15 protein-coding genes are annotated in these 15,107 nt (G+C 28.6%); 6 read left to right on the forward strand and 9 right to left on the reverse strand.

Annotated elements, in window-relative coordinates:
• Window positions 1-11: 11 nt before the first annotated feature.
• On the reverse strand, window positions 12-962 hold the full coding sequence (gene mltG, locus ACZ5B9_RS08015; RefSeq protein WP_464422132.1) for an endolytic transglycosylase MltG: 951 nt from the start codon (window positions 960-962) through the stop codon (window positions 12-14).
• A gap of 148 nt (window positions 963-1,110) precedes the next feature.
• Complete coding sequence (locus tag ACZ5B9_RS08020; protein WP_464422133.1) at window positions 1,111-2,184, reverse strand: hypothetical protein; 1,074 nt, start codon at window positions 2,182-2,184, stop codon at window positions 1,111-1,113.
• A 337-nt stretch (window positions 2,185-2,521) separates the two neighbouring features.
• Here ACZ5B9_RS08020 and ACZ5B9_RS08025 point away from each other — a divergent pair, with 337 nt between their 5' ends.
• From ACZ5B9_RS08025 to ACZ5B9_RS08035, 3 genes are all read left to right on the forward strand, one after another.
• Window positions 2,522-2,719 carry a hypothetical protein gene (locus ACZ5B9_RS08025; RefSeq protein ID WP_464422134.1) on the forward strand — a complete coding sequence of 66 codons (198 nt, stop codon included), beginning with the start codon at window positions 2,522-2,524 and terminating at the stop codon, window positions 2,717-2,719.
• Window positions 2,720-2,758: 39 nt separating this feature from the next.
• Window positions 2,759-3,256 carry a hypothetical protein gene (locus ACZ5B9_RS08030; RefSeq protein WP_464422135.1) on the forward strand — a complete coding sequence of 166 codons (498 nt, stop codon included), beginning with the start codon at window positions 2,759-2,761 and terminating at the stop codon, window positions 3,254-3,256.
• 206 nt (window positions 3,257-3,462) lie between these two features.
• Window positions 3,463-5,160: a DEAD/DEAH box helicase gene (locus tag ACZ5B9_RS08035; protein ID WP_464422136.1), complete on the forward strand. Its 1,698-nt coding sequence runs from the start codon at window positions 3,463-3,465 to the stop codon at window positions 5,158-5,160.
• A 179-nt stretch (window positions 5,161-5,339) separates the two neighbouring features.
• On the opposite strand, the gene ACZ5B9_RS08040 is transcribed toward ACZ5B9_RS08035, so the two are convergent.
• From ACZ5B9_RS08040 to ACZ5B9_RS08065, 6 genes are all read right to left on the reverse strand, one after another.
• The gene (locus ACZ5B9_RS08040; protein ID WP_464423939.1) at window positions 5,340-6,092 is read right to left on the reverse strand and encodes a DUF4846 domain-containing protein; all 753 of its coding nucleotides are present in this window, start codon (window positions 6,090-6,092) and stop codon (window positions 5,340-5,342) included.
• Window positions 6,093-6,251: 159 nt separating this feature from the next.
• Window positions 6,252-7,208 carry a DUF4300 family protein gene (locus ACZ5B9_RS08045; RefSeq protein WP_464422137.1) on the reverse strand — a complete coding sequence of 319 codons (957 nt, stop codon included), beginning with the start codon at window positions 7,206-7,208 and terminating at the stop codon, window positions 6,252-6,254.
• Between the two features lie 22 nt (window positions 7,209-7,230).
• A complete protein-coding gene (locus ACZ5B9_RS08050) occupies window positions 7,231-7,770 on the reverse strand; it encodes a hypothetical protein (protein ID WP_464422138.1) in 540 nt (179 codons plus the stop codon).
• A 195-nt stretch (window positions 7,771-7,965) separates the two neighbouring features.
• Window positions 7,966-9,618 (reverse strand): Na/Pi cotransporter family protein, encoded by a 1,653-nt coding sequence (locus tag ACZ5B9_RS08055; RefSeq protein ID WP_464422139.1) that lies wholly within the window; start codon window positions 9,616-9,618, stop codon window positions 7,966-7,968.
• Between the two features lie 126 nt (window positions 9,619-9,744).
• Window positions 9,745-10,323, reverse strand: coding sequence for a chromate transporter (locus ACZ5B9_RS08060; RefSeq protein WP_464422140.1), 579 nt, complete (start codon window positions 10,321-10,323; stop codon window positions 9,745-9,747).
• Window positions 10,323-10,868, reverse strand: coding sequence for a chromate transporter (locus ACZ5B9_RS08065; protein ID WP_464422141.1), 546 nt, complete (start codon window positions 10,866-10,868; stop codon window positions 10,323-10,325). The genes ACZ5B9_RS08060 and ACZ5B9_RS08065 overlap by 1 nt, the downstream gene beginning before the upstream one ends.
• Before the next feature lie 282 nt (window positions 10,869-11,150).
• On the opposite strand from ACZ5B9_RS08065, the gene ACZ5B9_RS08070 reads away from it, so the two are divergent.
• From ACZ5B9_RS08070 to ACZ5B9_RS08080, 3 genes are all read left to right on the forward strand, one after another.
• A complete protein-coding gene (locus ACZ5B9_RS08070; RefSeq protein ID WP_315289066.1) occupies window positions 11,151-12,185 on the forward strand; it encodes a 2-hydroxyacid dehydrogenase in 1,035 nt (344 codons plus the stop codon).
• A 222-nt stretch (window positions 12,186-12,407) separates the two neighbouring features.
• A protein-coding gene (gene prfB, locus ACZ5B9_RS08075; protein WP_464422142.1) for a peptide chain release factor 2 occupies window positions 12,408-13,503 on the forward strand; the annotation gives its coding sequence in 2 pieces (ribosomal slippage) (window positions 12,408-12,479 and window positions 12,481-13,503; 1,095 coding nt in all).
• 63 nt (window positions 13,504-13,566) lie between these two features.
• Complete coding sequence (locus tag ACZ5B9_RS08080) at window positions 13,567-14,130, forward strand: DNA-3-methyladenine glycosylase I (protein WP_464422143.1); 564 nt, start codon at window positions 13,567-13,569, stop codon at window positions 14,128-14,130.
• 35 nt (window positions 14,131-14,165) lie between these two features.
• On the opposite strand, the gene ACZ5B9_RS08085 is transcribed toward ACZ5B9_RS08080, so the two are convergent.
• Window positions 14,166-15,053 (reverse strand): HD domain-containing protein, encoded by an 888-nt coding sequence (locus tag ACZ5B9_RS08085; RefSeq protein WP_464422144.1) that lies wholly within the window; start codon window positions 15,051-15,053, stop codon window positions 14,166-14,168.
• Window positions 15,054-15,107 lie beyond the last annotated feature (54 nt).

Raw genomic sequence — 15,107 nt, forward strand, 5'->3', positions numbered from 1 at the left:
GACATCCAAATTTATTTTAACTGTCCGCTCTCACGACGCTTTTGTAAATGTTCCTCATGTGTTTTTGAATAATAGGTCTTTCCCTTATGTGTAAAGAAAAATAAATTATCTGTTTTTTCAGCATTTAATACTGCTTTAAAAGTTTCTATTGGTGGATTTCCAATTGGTGTTGGTGGAAGACCTTTTACTTTGTATGAATTATATGGAGTATTTTGCTGTTTTAATTCATTTCTTGTAGCTTGTCTACCTAACTCATATTTTAAAGTAGCATCTGACTCTAATCTCATTCCAATTTCTAGCCTTTTTAAAAATATTCCTGCAACTTTTGGTTTATCTACTGCATCTGGAACTTCTGCCTCTACAATTGAAGCCAATTTTAAAGTATCATAAAACTTTTGTTTGTCAGGATATTTTTCAGGTGGAAATTTCTTTAAAAATTCAGCAAGAATTGTTTGAATAACTTGTTTTGTCGTTACATTTTCAGAAAATATATAAGTTTCAGGATAAAAATATCCTTCAAAATTATTATTTTCATGTGGATACGGAAAATCAACTTCACTCAATACTTTATTAATTTCTTCAGTTGTTCCCAACTCCAATGCTTCCATTCTTGCAAATAATTGTTTTGAAGTAAATCCTTCTGGTATTGTCAATTTTACTCCATTAGTTTCACTATTTTTAATTTTTTTTATAATTTCATATTTGGAAAATTTCCCATTAAACTTATAAGTTCCGACTTTTAGTTTTATATTTCCGCCATTCAATTTTAGATAAATTCTGTCTATTATTCCATAATTTAGTTTTAAGTCATCATAAATTTGTGTAAACGTAGTTCCTTTTTTTACATTGATATTAACATTTTTGTACTCTTTTTTTGCAGCAAAAAAATTATAAAAAAGTGCTAGACACATAAATAATATCAAAAATATTACAACATAAACAACTCTTAGTGTATTCTTCATTTTATTCTCCTAAATATTCAGTATTTTATATTTTGTAGTCATTTTAGTGTATTCAAAAAAGTTATTTGCTTTTTTTTATTTTAAATACTATTTTGAAAATGACTTTACAAATTTTATTACATAAAAATTTGATAATTAATTATTATACTTAATATTCCTTATTTGTTTCTGTGTCATTACCATTATTTTTAGTTTCATTTTCATTTTTTAAGTCTTTATCCTGAATTTCTATGACTTCTACGTTTTTAGTGCCGTCTTTTGTTTCAAACTTTAACATTTGTTCTTTTTTTCTTCTTCGTTCTAGCTCTTTTCTCGCACCAATTGTATCAATCTGAAATACACTCGCAGGGTTTTCACTTAATTGTTTTTCCAATTCATCTGTTCTAGCTTTTAATTCAGCTTTTCTATTTTCATTTTCTATTTCACGAATATTTTTTATTTTTACGTCATAAACAACATTTTTTAAATTTCTTTTACTTTCAACGATTTGCTCAAATTCTTCCAATTCCTCATTTTCAAGAGAAATTTTATCATTATTTGGATAACGTGAAAATACCTTTGTAACTCCATTACTATATCTTATAATCATATAACGGTAATTTTTATCAAAAAAAACAATTTCGTTTTTATTATTCTTAAAATATTTTTTTTCAACATCCAAATAGACATGTCCTTTTTTTTCTTCTATCCAAGCTCTATGTCTTTCTTCATTCCAGTTATTCGTTTTAGAATCAAAATAACTTTTAACAACTAAGTAACCGTTTTCCTGCTGCAAAAAATCATAACGTACATTTCGTAAATCCTTTTCTAAACTATCTTCTGTTTTTAATAGGTACCACGTTCCATAGCTTTTTGAAATTTGGAATTTTATTATTGGATTAACTTTTTCATCTATTTTTTGAATAAAACGTTCAAGCTTATTAGTTTTTTCCAACTTTTTCTGTTTTATTTCTTCTTCGTCATCCTTAATCTGATCCAAAAAAATCAAATCTTTATCTTCATCAGTATCATTTGTATCATTGCTACCTTTTTCAAACTCATTAATATCATCCTTATTAATAATAATATCAATTTTTACAGCTTCGTCCTCAACTTTATTCTTATTAATTGAATTTTTACTTCCATTAGCAAGAATTGACAGCGAAAATACCCAAAAACAAGTTGCAATATACAATTTTATCTTCTCATATTGATTAAATTTTTGTCTATTCAAAGCATTCACCTTTTTATCTTCAATTTTTCAAATTTTATAATTCATTTTATTCTAAAAATAATACTTTAATTCTATATTTTTTACAATTAAATTTTCAAGTTTACTTTAAGAATAACCCAATTTTTATTAATTATATCACACATTTTTTAAATTGCAAATTAAATATTTTTTATCTTCTTACTTTTTTATCTTTTAAAATATAAATTAAACAGTTTTTTGTTTACTATTATTTTTTTACATTTTTCATTATAAGCGTATTGACTTTTTGAATTTTTTGTTGTATAATTATTTTGAAAATAAAAGAAAATAATTTACCGTTTTTAAAATTAGAAAGGAATGATTATTTATGAAAAATTTTTTAAAACTTTTAACAGTTATTTTAGTAATGTCAGCATTTAACAGCTGTACAAGTTTACTGGCACTCGCAGGAAGTGAAAAAGCAGATGCCGAACTACGTAACCATACTTATAATGAATTAAAAACTTATTGTGCTGTTAAAAACACTTATACTGGACAATGTTTAAAATGGAAACAAGTTGATTAACAAACATTATTTAATTAAAAAGAAGGTAAGGTAAAGAAAATGAAAAATTTAAAAAAAATTTTATTAGTGTTATTTTTGGCAATTTCACTATTCTCTTTTGCAAGAGAAAACTCACAAGAAACTATCAGATTTGGAAGCAAAATAGTTGGATTTATTACAGTACCAACAAATTGGCATGAATTTGTCGATTCTAATCCAGCTACTCCCTCCACCGCAAAACAAGTATCCATAGATAATACAAACATTATTACTCTGGGTATAGTTGATAATCAAAGTGTCACTCCTGAACAAATGGCAATATCAAAAGTAGCAAAGTATCTTAATTCAGGAATCTCTGAAGAAAATATCGAGATGAATGATGTTACTTTAAATGGTTACAATGGACAGAGAGTAATTGTTGCTTTTGATGATGGAACAGTATTAGCAATGTACTTTATTAAAGCCAATGGAAAACTTTATTCTTTAACTCAAGAAGGTTATCCGAAATATCAAGCAGAGCTAGCAGAGGTTCTTTCGACTTGGCATCCTAATAGATAAAATATTTTCAATACAGGAACGTTTACTGTTTCTGTATTTTTTTGTTATATTTAGCCTTTATGGTATATTTTTACAAAAAAATATTTTTTTAGATAAATTTAAGTACAAAAATAACAAAAGTGTGGTATAATAATATATACAAAAATTTTTTTAAATAAATAAGTATAAATTAAATTATAAAACGAAAGAAGGTAAATAAAAAAGTAATGCAAAGATTTGAAGATTTTGGATTAAGTACAGAGATGCTTAACGCTTTAAGCAAAAAAGGATTCGAGGAGCCAAGTGAAATACAAAAACTGGTAGTCCCTGAATTATTAAAAGAAAGAACTCACTTGATAGGACAAGCACAGACAGGAACAGGTAAAACTGCAGCATTTGGTATCCCAATTTTGGAAACAATTGAAGCTGATAAAACAGTTAGAGCCTTAATATTAACACCAACAAGAGAACTTGCCAATCAAGTTGCTGATGAAATTTATTCTTTGAAAGGAACAAAGGATTTAAAAGTACTTGCTGTTTATGGTGGGGCTTCTATAGAAAATCAAATAAAAAAATTAAAATCTGGAGTAGATATTGTCGTTGGAACACCAGGACGTGTTATGGATTTAATGAGAAAAAAAGTACTAAAAGTTGACAATTTAGATTATTTTGTACTAGATGAAGCCGATGAAATGCTAAATATGGGATTTTTGGAAGATATTGAAGCTATTCTGGAAAAAACTAACGATGAGAAAAAAATGTTATTCTTTTCAGCAACAATTCCTAAAGCGATTATGGCTATTGCCAAAAGATTTATGCCAGAACATAAATTATTAAAAGTTGAAAAAAAAGAACTTACTACTAATTTGACTGAACAAATTTACTATGAAGTAAAACAGGAAGATAAATTTGAAGCTCTATGTAGGGTTCTTGACTATGAACAAGATTTTTATGGAATTGTATTTTGCCGTACAAAATCTGAAGTAGATGATGTTACAAACAAATTAAAAGCTAGAAACTACGATGCTGAATGTATTCACGGAGATATTACTCAAGCACTTAGACAAAAGGCACTTGATTTATTCAAGAAAAAAATATTGACAATATTAGTTGCAACAGACGTTGCTGCACGTGGAATTGACGTAAGCAACCTGACGCACGTTATCAATTACTCTATTCCGCAAGAAGCCGAGTCTTATGTTCACAGAATAGGAAGAACAGGACGTGCTGGACAAAAAGGTGTTGCAATAACATTTGTAACTCCAAGAGAAGCTAGCAAACTTGCTCAAATTAAACGTATCACAAAAACTGACATAAAACGGGAAAACATTCCAAATGTAGAAGAAATTCTTGAGGCAAAAAGAGAAGCATTGGTGGCTTATGTTGATGAAATCATTAAGGAAAATGATTTTGATGCCTATAAAGAACTGGCTGAAAAACTAATGGATGGAAGAGATGCAAAACAAGTCCTTGCATCTGTTTTAAGACATGTTTATGAAGATGAATTCTTACCTGACAATTATAATGAAATTCAAGATGTAAAAGTTAAAATTGATGATAAAACAAGATTATTTATTGCTCTTGGAAGTAAAGATGGTTATAATGTGGGAAGATTGCTTGATTTATTAAACAAAAAAGCAAAAACACCAGGAAGAAAAGTAAAAGATGTTAAAATTATGGACAAATACTCTTTCATAACCGTACCATTACAAGAAGCCCAATACATAATGCGAGCCTTAAATTCTAAAAAAGATTCAAAACCGCTTGTTGAAGAAGCTACTGGAAATAGAAACAGCGGAGAAAAGTCTGGTAAAAAATCAGACATAAGAAAAGATAAAAAAGGAAGAAAAAAATCTTCTGAAAAAAAATCATCAAAGGGTTCAAAAACAAAAAAAGACAAAAAAACAAGAAAAGTAAAAAAATAATCTAATTATTTAATTTCTTAAACAAAAAAACTCGGAAAATAATATTTATCTTCTGAGTTTTTTATTTTATATATTCAAACTATTCTATCAATTTTATTCAAATTAATCTTAATTTTAAAAGTATACTCATAGCCTTTAAGTTCCATTTTAAAATAGTTTTACTATGCATTTTATAATAACTAAAATTTCCTTAATTTTTCTACTGGAAATTTCCATTCAGGTGTTACAAGTACATCTTTCCCTTTCAATGAATACCATACTCCATCATTATCAGGATTTATCAAAATTTGAGTCTGCTGTGCAGGCATGTACGATTGGGCAAGCATAAATATTTTTTCCCCTTTCTCGTTTTCTGCCATATCCACTACAATAACAGCGTGTCCTGGACTGCCGCCCATAATAAAGACATCTCCTATTTTCATATTTTCAATTTTTTGCGGTGTCATTTCCTTTTCAAGGGATAATGTTCCTGCATATCCAAAAACAATATTCATAAAGTTTCTAAAATCCTTGTATGTATTAGATGAAGGTGATTTTTTATAGTAACTTCCTTTCCCACTAGGATTTATCCGATAACCTTGCATCCATTTAGAATACTGTGCATTAAATCCTATTACAAAGTTAAAATTAATTTTATCATATTCTTTTTTACCATAAAAATATTCCGCACGTAAAAGCATTATTGCATCAGCACATTGATGTAAATCTCTGTCACCTATTTCTACATCAAATACACTATCATAAATCCCTTCACTTCGTTTATAATTTCCATTAAAATACTGCACTTTTTCTCCATAAGGCTTTAATTTCTGGTTTCTTAAAAATTCAGCAAAACTGCCTTTTTCTACCACTACTCTTTTATATCCTTGCGGAACACCATATCTTGCTTGCAGTGTCATTTCCTCTGGATTTATTAATTTTTCAGATTTCATATTATTTTCTGAATTTATTTCTTTAGACTTATTTTTCACTTCATTACTACAAGCAAATTGAAAAACTACCAATAAACTTATTCCAGCAAATAATTTCCATGATTTTTTTCTTGTAAAAAAAAGCATTGTTAGATACTCCTCTTAAAATATTTTAAATAATTATTTATTATTATTTGGATTCCCTCTGTAGCCCTTTAGCAATTCATCGTTTTCCATAATAAATGGCTTCGCAGTCTGTTGTCCCCATGCAGTATCGTATTTGTTCATAAGATAATCATTCAGTTCTGTTCGATTATTAAATTTTAATACTTGGTAAGGCTGTTGAAAAGCCAGTTTTTCAATAAATATAAGTTTTCCATTGTTTTCTGGAACAAGAACTCCAACATGTCCAATAAATAAAATATTTTCTTCAGGTTCATCATTAAAATGAAAAAACACAGAAATCATTGATATTTTACTATTTTTATCAAATGTAACTCCTCGCTCTTTCCACACATTTTTAACATTTTCAACGTGAATATTTACATCTTTAGTAGCCTTTGTCGGAATTTCTGAAAATAAATTTACAAATCTATCCTTTTCATTTTGTGAAAATAATTCAAATGGTACATTTTTCAGTGACTCCATATCCATAAAAAGCATTTCTCCTGTTTTTACAACTGGTTTTTCTACTTTTACGTAATCTTTCATAAATGTAAATGCTGTTATCCGGCAATTAAAGCCTGGAAAATTCTTATTTTTTTTATCCCAGATTTGCTGGATAGCCACTTCATCATAAATTGGATTTATATTTTCAGAATTAACAAAACCTTCTTTTAGAAGCCCTTTATTTTGAGTTGCTTCGTTATAATAATTTACACTTTTAAAAAAAAGATTTATATTGCTAGAATTAACTCCAGAATTTTTTAATATTTCCTGTACTTCGTTTTGTACTTTTTTATCCGCTAAATTTGAATATGTTATGTTTTTTAAATATCCAGTATCTGTTGATACTTCATTTTTAACTTTATTTTCTGTCAAATCAGATTTATTTACTTGTGTGTCGTTTTTATTTGAACAACTGATTATTACCATCAGTAAACTTATTAGTACTACTAATTTTCTCATTTTTACCATTCTTGTCATTCCCCTCTTAATTTTATTTACCATTCACATTAAAGCTTTTACTACCTATAAAATAATTATTATTATCTTGCGAAACAGATATTTTAACACTATCCAAGTCTGTTTGTGCAACAATATTATTATTTTCGCCATCTTCAGCCAATTCTACGTAAAGATATTTCCCATTTCCTTCTTTTCCATTTTCATCAATTTTATCACTCGCATATATCTTGGAAACTTCTCTATTTACTTTTGTTTCAGTTGTATTTGCTAAAGGTTCATCCTCTGGATCGTCTATATTTTTTTTGGCAATACTCTTTTGAGTAACAGTAACTGCATTTTTTGATAATTTTTCATTTTTTATTGTTTTATCAAACTCAATAATTACAGCCTTTACTTTTTTTCCTGAACCTTTTTTTTCAGTTACTGCTGTTACATTTTTTATGTTATCTACACTCAAATTTTCGTTATCTGAAATTTTTATATCAATATGATTATCATTACTTTCTGTCAAAATTACGAGTCCAACTAACATAATTAGAGCTCCAAGTATTATATTTCCAATTTTTCTCATAGTTAATCATCCTCCTTTTTCATAACTATTTTAATTAAATTTATAATTTTTGAACACTTCCACAATTATATTATACACTCTAATCTTGTAAAATTTTAGTCTTTTTCCTTAAAAAATCCTGTAATTTTTCCCAAAAATTTAACCTTTTAAAAAAATAGGCTATCGCTAGCCTATTCTCATATACTTTAATTTGCCTTAATTTGCCTTATTTTCAATCATTTTTTCAACTAAGTTTCTGGCATGGTCTCCAATTCTTGTGAAATGTGATACAACATCTATGTAGTAAAGTCCTGCTTTTACATCGCATTCCTGTTTACTTACACGGCTTATATGCGCTTTTCTCACTTCTTTTTCCTTTGTGTAAAGTTTGTTGTGCAAGTCTACTACTGCGAAGGCTTTTTCTGTGTCATTATTTCTTAGCGCCTCTTCAGCAGTCTCAATAATTTGTTTTGAAATTAGGAATAATTTTTGTATTTCCTCATGAGCTGTCTCTGTAAATACCAATTTTTTCTTAATTTCATATCTGGTATCTCTTACGATTCCAGCTGCATGATCCCCTATACGTTCTACATCACGGCACATATCAAGATACATGCTGATTTCTTCCCCATCTTTTTCAGTTATATGTTCCTGTGATAATGAAGTTAAGTATTTTGTAATTTCCTGATCGATATTATTTATTGCTTCCTCTGTTTTGTCAACTCTTTCTGCAGTTTTCTCGTTATGATCATGAAAAAATTCAACTGATCTTTCCAAACTTTTTAATGCAATTGAAATCATAGAAAGCATTTCCTGTTTCACTTGTCCCAATGCGATTGAAGGAGTGTATATTAATGCAGCATCCAGATATCTTGGCTTATGTTCAACTTTGTCCTCTTCTTTTTCTCTGATTAATTTTACAACAATGTATTCCAGCACTCCAATAAACGGAAACAGCAAAATTGTTGTCATAGCATTAAACGAACCATGTGCGAATGCTATTGTTACTTTTGGATTCAAATGAAAAAACTGAGCCATTTTTTCCACAAACATCGAAAATGGCGATAAGAAAATCATAAAAATAATTGTTCCTATTATATTGAACATTGTGTGTGACAAAGCAAGTCTTTTTGCTGAAGTATTTGCTCCAATTACTGCAATTATTGCTGTTATAGTTGTTCCGATATTATCCCCAAAAAGTACAGGCAATGCCGCTTTTAACGTTATAAGATTTTCTTGATACACATTTTGTAAAATACTAATTGTGGCACTTGAAGCCTGAACTAGCATTGTAATTATTGTACCGATGAATACTCCTAAAACTGGACTGTTACTTAATTTTATTGTTAATTCTGTAAATGCTGGTAAATGTTTAAGTGGCTCCATTGCACTTGACATCAATGTCAATGCAAAAAATATTCCCCCAAAACCAAATAAAATTCTACCTAAATTATTTATGAAATTATGTTTTACGAAAAATAGGCACGCTGCTCCTAAAAACAATATCGGTAATGCATAATGCGTAATGTTAAATCCAATTATGAAAGTTGTAATCGTTGTACCAATATTTGCTCCCATAATAATTCCGATTGCCTGTCTTAAAGTTAGAAGTCCTGCTCCAACTAAACCTATAGTAATAACTGATGTTCCTGAACTTGACTGTATCAAAGCCGTTACAAAAATTCCAACTAGAACTCCCAAAAACGGAGAAGTTGTATATTTATCCAAAATATATCTAAGTCTATCTCCAGCAGCCATTTGCAGTCCGTCCCCCATGTACTTTATACAAAATAGGAACAATCCTAATCCACCTAGGAATCCAAAAGCCATCTGCTGATAGTTAATTGTACTGACTGTTACTGCGTTCATCAAATCAATCCTCTCTTAAATCTTAAATTTTTAATTTACTTAATTTCTTCTTCATTTATACTTATATCATATTTTTCTCAAATTTGCTATATTTTTTTACTAGGAAAATAGAAATAAAATTATTAATTAAAATTTAAACGCTATTCCAATAATAGCTGCAATTAAAATTAACACAATCGGATGTAAATCAAATTTTTTCATTATTCCAAAAATAATCAGTGCTAGAATTATTGACTTATAATTTAATACATCAATTAAATTCTGAGTAATTTTATATTTTGGTAAATTTAAAAGTGTTATTTTAGCTACTCCTAAACCTGCGGCTACAATAAGACCTGTTGATGCGGGACGTAATCCATAAAAGATTTTTTGCATTAATGCAGCTTCTTTAAATTTTGTCAATGCTTTTGAAATTGCAATTATTATAATCACTGATGGAAGTACTATTGCTGTTGGAGCTAATAATGCACCGATTAATCCTGATACCGAAAAGCCAACATAAGTTGCCATATTTATTCCCATTGGACCTGGAGTGGATTGGGAAATTGCAATCATATTTGATACATCGCCTGCTGTGTACCAGCCAGTTCTTTTTCCAATATCATACAAAAATGGAAGTGTTGCAAGTCCTCCACCTACTGCAAATAAACCTGTTTTAAAAAATTCATATGATAACTCAAATAATTTAATTAGTTCTATTTTCATTATTTAATCCCCTTTTTTACAAAATTTTTTATAAAAATACCAGAAATTCCAGCAAGAACTACAATTAAAGCTGGAGATACCCAATTTGTAACTGATAACACAATTACCATAATAAAAATTACAAGGCAAAACTTATCAACTACTGAATTTTTTGCCATTTTTCTCACTGCTTCAAAAATTAATACACAAACACAGGCTCTAACTCCATTAAAAGCATACTGAACTGGCTTATAATTCGCAAAGTTTTTCAAAAATGCAGCAATTACTGTAATAATAATTATTGACGGAAACACCATACCCGCTGTAGCAACAATTCCTCCTATAATTCCCTTTGTCTTATGTCCGACAAACGTAGTTGTGTTTACAGCTATTATGCCAGGTGTAACTTGTCCAATTGCGAAATAATCCATAATTTCATCTTCTTTAGCCCATTTATGTTTTTCTACTATTTCTTTTTGTAGCATAGGTAACATTGCATATCCACCACCAAAGGTAAATAATCCTATTTTTGCAAATACAAAAAATAATTCAATTAAATCTTTCATGATTTTTGTTATCTTTTTTCAATTTTTTATCATATAAAGATAACCTCTCCTTTCATTTTTACTCTCTCATAAAACATTTTAACATATTTTATTTACTTTATTTTACAAAAAATTTTTATTTTAAAAAATTAATTTGAATTTTTTTACTTCTTTACTTTTTTAGAATCACTTTATAGAAAACTTTTTAAAAATAATAAAAATCTTGTAAAATCATTTGACTTAGCCTAATTTTTTTTGCTATAATGAATATAATATGATAATAAATTTTAGGAGGAATGTAAAATGAAAATTGTAGTTTTCGATGCAAAACCTTATGATATTGAATTTTTTGATAAATGGAATGAAACATTTGGGGCAAACATTACATATTTTGAAGAAAAATTAAGTCTAAAAAATGTAATGCTTACAAAATATCAGGATGTAGTCTGCACATTTGTAAATGATGATTTAAATGCAAAGGTATTAAACATCCTTGCAAAAAATGGAGTTAGGGTTGTTGCTGCAAGATGTGCTGGTTATAACAATATTGACTTAAAAGCTGCACGTGAAAACAGAATCACTGTTTTAAGAGTACCTGCCTATTCGCCATTTGCCGTTGCTGAACATTCACTAGCTCTTCTTATGTCAGTAAACAGAAAAACTCACAAAGCCTACAACAGAACAAGGGAAGGAAACTTTAGTTTAGCAGGACTAACTGGAATGGATTTAAACGGAAAAACTGCTGGAATTATAGGAACTGGTAGAATCGCAAGAATTTTTATAAAAATTTTAAATGGACTAGGAATGAAAGTTATTGGTTATGATAAATTTCCTAATGAACAAGCCGCAAAAGAAGAAAACTTCACTTATGTAACATTAGATGAAATATTTGCAAATTCTGATGTGATTTCATTACATTGCCCATTATTCCCTGAAACAAGACATATAATTAACAAAGAAACTATTGCTAAAATGAAAGATGGGGTTATCATCGTCAATGCCGCCAGAGGTGGATTAATTGATACCGAGGCTCTCGTTGAAGGATTAAAAGACAAAAAAATCGGCGGAGCAGGACTTGATGTTTATGAAAATGAAAGCAGCTATTTCTTCGAAGATGAATCAGCAAGCGTGCTGGAAGATGATTTACTAGCTAGATTATTATCATTTAACAACGTTGTTTTGACTTCTCACCAGGCCTTCTTAACAAAAGAAGCATTAGATAATATTGCTGAAGCAACATTTAACAATATTTTATCTTACGTAAAAGAAGAACCATTAACAAACGAAGTTTGGTACAACGAAGAAACTGGTAAAGTTGTTGAAGGTTTGAGAAAATAATTATAACCTAAAATATAAAAAAATTTTTATTTTCTAAAAACTTATGAGAGGCTGTTTTAAAAAGCAGCTTCTTTTAATATTTTCCAAAAAAATACAAAATCTAAATTTAAAAGATTTTTTGTATTGAAAACTTATTTAATAGTTATTTTCTTTTTTTCTAAAAAAAAATTTACTTTAGAATCAAAAAAGTTAGCAAAATAATATAAAGAAAGGTTTAAAAATATGGATTTATTTGAAATAAAAAAACAAAACGAAATAAATGAAATTAATATTGAAGAAATCAGGAGGCATCTTTGACATTGAAAATTTAAAAAATGAAATTGACAATTTGGAGAAAAAGACGTTTGAGGCAGATTTCTGGAATAGCGAGAACAGTCAGGAAATATTAAAGACTATTAGTGCAAAGAAAAAGCTCCTTGAGGAATACAGCAGTTTAAACGGGCTTTTTGAAGATGTTTCTACCATTATTGAGTTTATTGAGATGGGGGACAATTCGTTTGAAAATGAACTTGAGCAAAAAGCACAGGATTTGAAGAACGAAATTGATAATTTTAAGACAAAATTGCTTCTGGATGAGGAATACGACATGAATAATGCAATTCTTACGATAAATTCGGGGGCTGGTGGAACTGAGGCATGTGACTGGGCTGAAATGCTTTACAGAATGTATGACAGGTGGGCAAATCGGCATGATTTTAAAGTTGAAATCCTTGACAGTCTCGCTGGAGAAGAAGCTGGAATAAAAAGTGTAACATTAAATATAAAAGGAAATTACGCTTATGGATATTTAAAAGGGGAAAAAGGCGTTCACAGGCTTGTCAGAATTTCTCCATTTGACTCTAATGCCAGACGGCATACTTCATTTGCCGCAGTAAATGTTACTCCAGAAATAGAAGACGATGTTGAAATTGATATTCGTACAGAAGACTTGAAAATTGATACTTACAGGGCAAGCGGTGCAGGAGGACAGCACGTAAATACAACAGACTCAGCTGTTAGAATTACTCATCTACCAACAAATATCGTAGTTACATGCCAAAACGAGCGTTCACAGCTAAAAAACCGTGAAACTGCAATGAAAATATTAAAATCTAAATTATTCGAGCTGGAACTAGAAAAACGTGAGAAAGAAATGGCAGAATTAAAAGGAACAGAATCAAAAATCGAATGGGGAAGCCAAATCCGTTCGTATGTCTTCCAGCCTTATAAAATGGTAAAAGATCACAGAACAAAGGCAGAAGAGGGAAACGTTGAAAAGGTTATGGATGGAGACATTGACTTGTTTATAAATGAATATTTAAAATACGCTAAATCCTAATAACATGTTTAAAATTTAAAATAATTTTACTTATAATAACTAAAAAATTGAAAGGATTAGAATATGAAAAAAACTAGATGTCCATGGGCAAAATCTGAAAATGACATTGTGTATCATGATACTGAATGGGGCGTACCTTCCCACGATGATAATTATCTTTTTGAAATGCTAATTTTAGAAGGCTTTCAAGCAGGACTTAGCTGGAATCTTATTTTGAATAAAAGAGAAAATTTTAGAAAAGCTTTTGACAATTTCGATTATAAAAAAATTGCAAAATATGATGAAACTAAGTTGGCTGAACTGGCTCAAAATGAAGGAATTGTGAGAAGTAAATTAAAAATAGCCGCTTCTGTTAAAAACGCCCTTGCATTTATGGAAGTACAAAAGGAATTTGGTTCATTTGACAAGTACATTTGGAATTTTACAGACAACAAGCAAATTATCAATAACTGGAAAGAGATATCAGAAGCACCTGCTACTACAGAGTTATCTGATAAAATTAGTAAAGATTTGAAAAAACGTGGCTTTAAATTTGTTGGATCTACAATCGTTTATTCTTTCTTACAGGCAATCGGAATAGTTGATGACCATTTAATTAGTTGTCCTTATAAAAAATCATCTAAATAATTATTTATAAAATTTTGTAAAATAAATTTTATATTTTATTTGATTTCAGAGATCCTTTTTATTTCGTTATTTACGAGTATATAAGGATCTATACATCTTTTTTTTACTTTTATTTTTTCTTTCAATAATAAAAATTCATCAAATTTTTTCTTATTTATTATATCTTCCAATTCTTTCTTTTTGGACGAAGAATTTATTTTTTTTATTATATATTCATCTGTAAAATTAAAATCCTGAAGCTGAATAATTTCTTCATTCAAAGCTGAAGTCAGTAAATTGCATAACATCGTGTTTATATACATATTTAACGGATCTTGAAAATACTCTACCACTTCCTGAAAATATAATTTCTGAAACCATTTTCCAATTTCTAAAGAATTAAAGCATAATTTATTTTGATATACCGCTAGATTATTAACTATTTCCCTTACGTCTTTATGTGAAATTTTTTTCTGCCTAAACAGATCTCTCAAAGTGTAATCTATTCTGTCAAAGGATAATTCAGGTAACTCGTCATCTAAAAAACTATAATTTTTTGACATTATTCTTTTTATATTTAAATTATATTTTTCTAAAATGCTTAACAGTTCTTCATCATTTAGAAAATCTTCTTGAATTTTCTCATGATAATCTTCACTTTTATTTTTTAAGACATAATCAATTACATGGGAAAAAGCTGTATGTGAAATATCATGTAAAAGGGCTTTTATTTGTTCTTCAATATTTCCATTAAATTTTAAAGACAATATCATTGTTCCTATTGAATGTTCGTATCTGTTTACATTCCATAATTCATTAACCAGATATCCACCACCAGACTGATAGATATTTTTTAATCTTTTAAAAATTCTTGTATTTATTATTTCATAGATAACATCGTCTACATAACATTCTCCATATAGTTCATCATTAATCTTAAACATTTTTTATATCCTTTTTTTAACTTGTATTTTTTCAATTAACAAATTACAACTTCA

The organism is Leptotrichia sp. SK-5 (genome assembly GCF_055387215.1).

Excerpts from the sequence above, each read along its gene's own strand:
- ACZ5B9_RS08025 (WP_464422134.1), top strand. The coding sequence starts at position 2,522 with ATGAAAAATTTTTTAAAACTTTTAACAGTTATTTTAGTAATGTCAGCA.
- ACZ5B9_RS08045 (WP_464422137.1), bottom strand. The coding sequence starts at position 7,208 with ATGGTAAAAATGAGAAAATTAGTAGTACTAATAAGTTTACTGATGGTA.
- ACZ5B9_RS08085 (WP_464422144.1), bottom strand. The coding sequence starts at position 15,053 with ATGTTTAAGATTAATGATGAACTATATGGAGAATGTTATGTAGACGAT.
- ACZ5B9_RS08070 (WP_315289066.1), top strand. The coding sequence starts at position 11,151 with ATGAAAATTGTAGTTTTCGATGCAAAACCTTATGATATTGAATTTTTT.
- ACZ5B9_RS08055 (WP_464422139.1), bottom strand. The coding sequence starts at position 9,618 with ATGAACGCAGTAACAGTCAGTACAATTAACTATCAGCAGATGGCTTTT.
- ACZ5B9_RS08030 (WP_464422135.1), top strand. The coding sequence starts at position 2,759 with ATGAAAAATTTAAAAAAAATTTTATTAGTGTTATTTTTGGCAATTTCA.
- ACZ5B9_RS08035 (WP_464422136.1), top strand. The coding sequence starts at position 3,463 with ATGCAAAGATTTGAAGATTTTGGATTAAGTACAGAGATGCTTAACGCT.
- ACZ5B9_RS08060 (WP_464422140.1), bottom strand. The coding sequence starts at position 10,323 with ATGAAAATAGAACTAATTAAATTATTTGAGTTATCATATGAATTTTTT.
- ACZ5B9_RS08080 (WP_464422143.1), top strand. The coding sequence starts at position 13,567 with ATGAAAAAAACTAGATGTCCATGGGCAAAATCTGAAAATGACATTGTG.
- ACZ5B9_RS08065 (WP_464422141.1), bottom strand. The coding sequence starts at position 10,868 with ATGAAAGATTTAATTGAATTATTTTTTGTATTTGCAAAAATAGGATTA.
- ACZ5B9_RS08050 (WP_464422138.1), bottom strand. The coding sequence starts at position 7,770 with ATGAGAAAAATTGGAAATATAATACTTGGAGCTCTAATTATGTTAGTT.
- mltG (WP_464422132.1), bottom strand. The coding sequence starts at position 962 with ATGAAGAATACACTAAGAGTTGTTTATGTTGTAATATTTTTGATATTA.
- ACZ5B9_RS08040 (WP_464423939.1), bottom strand. The coding sequence starts at position 6,092 with ATGAAATCTGAAAAATTAATAAATCCAGAGGAAATGACACTGCAAGCA.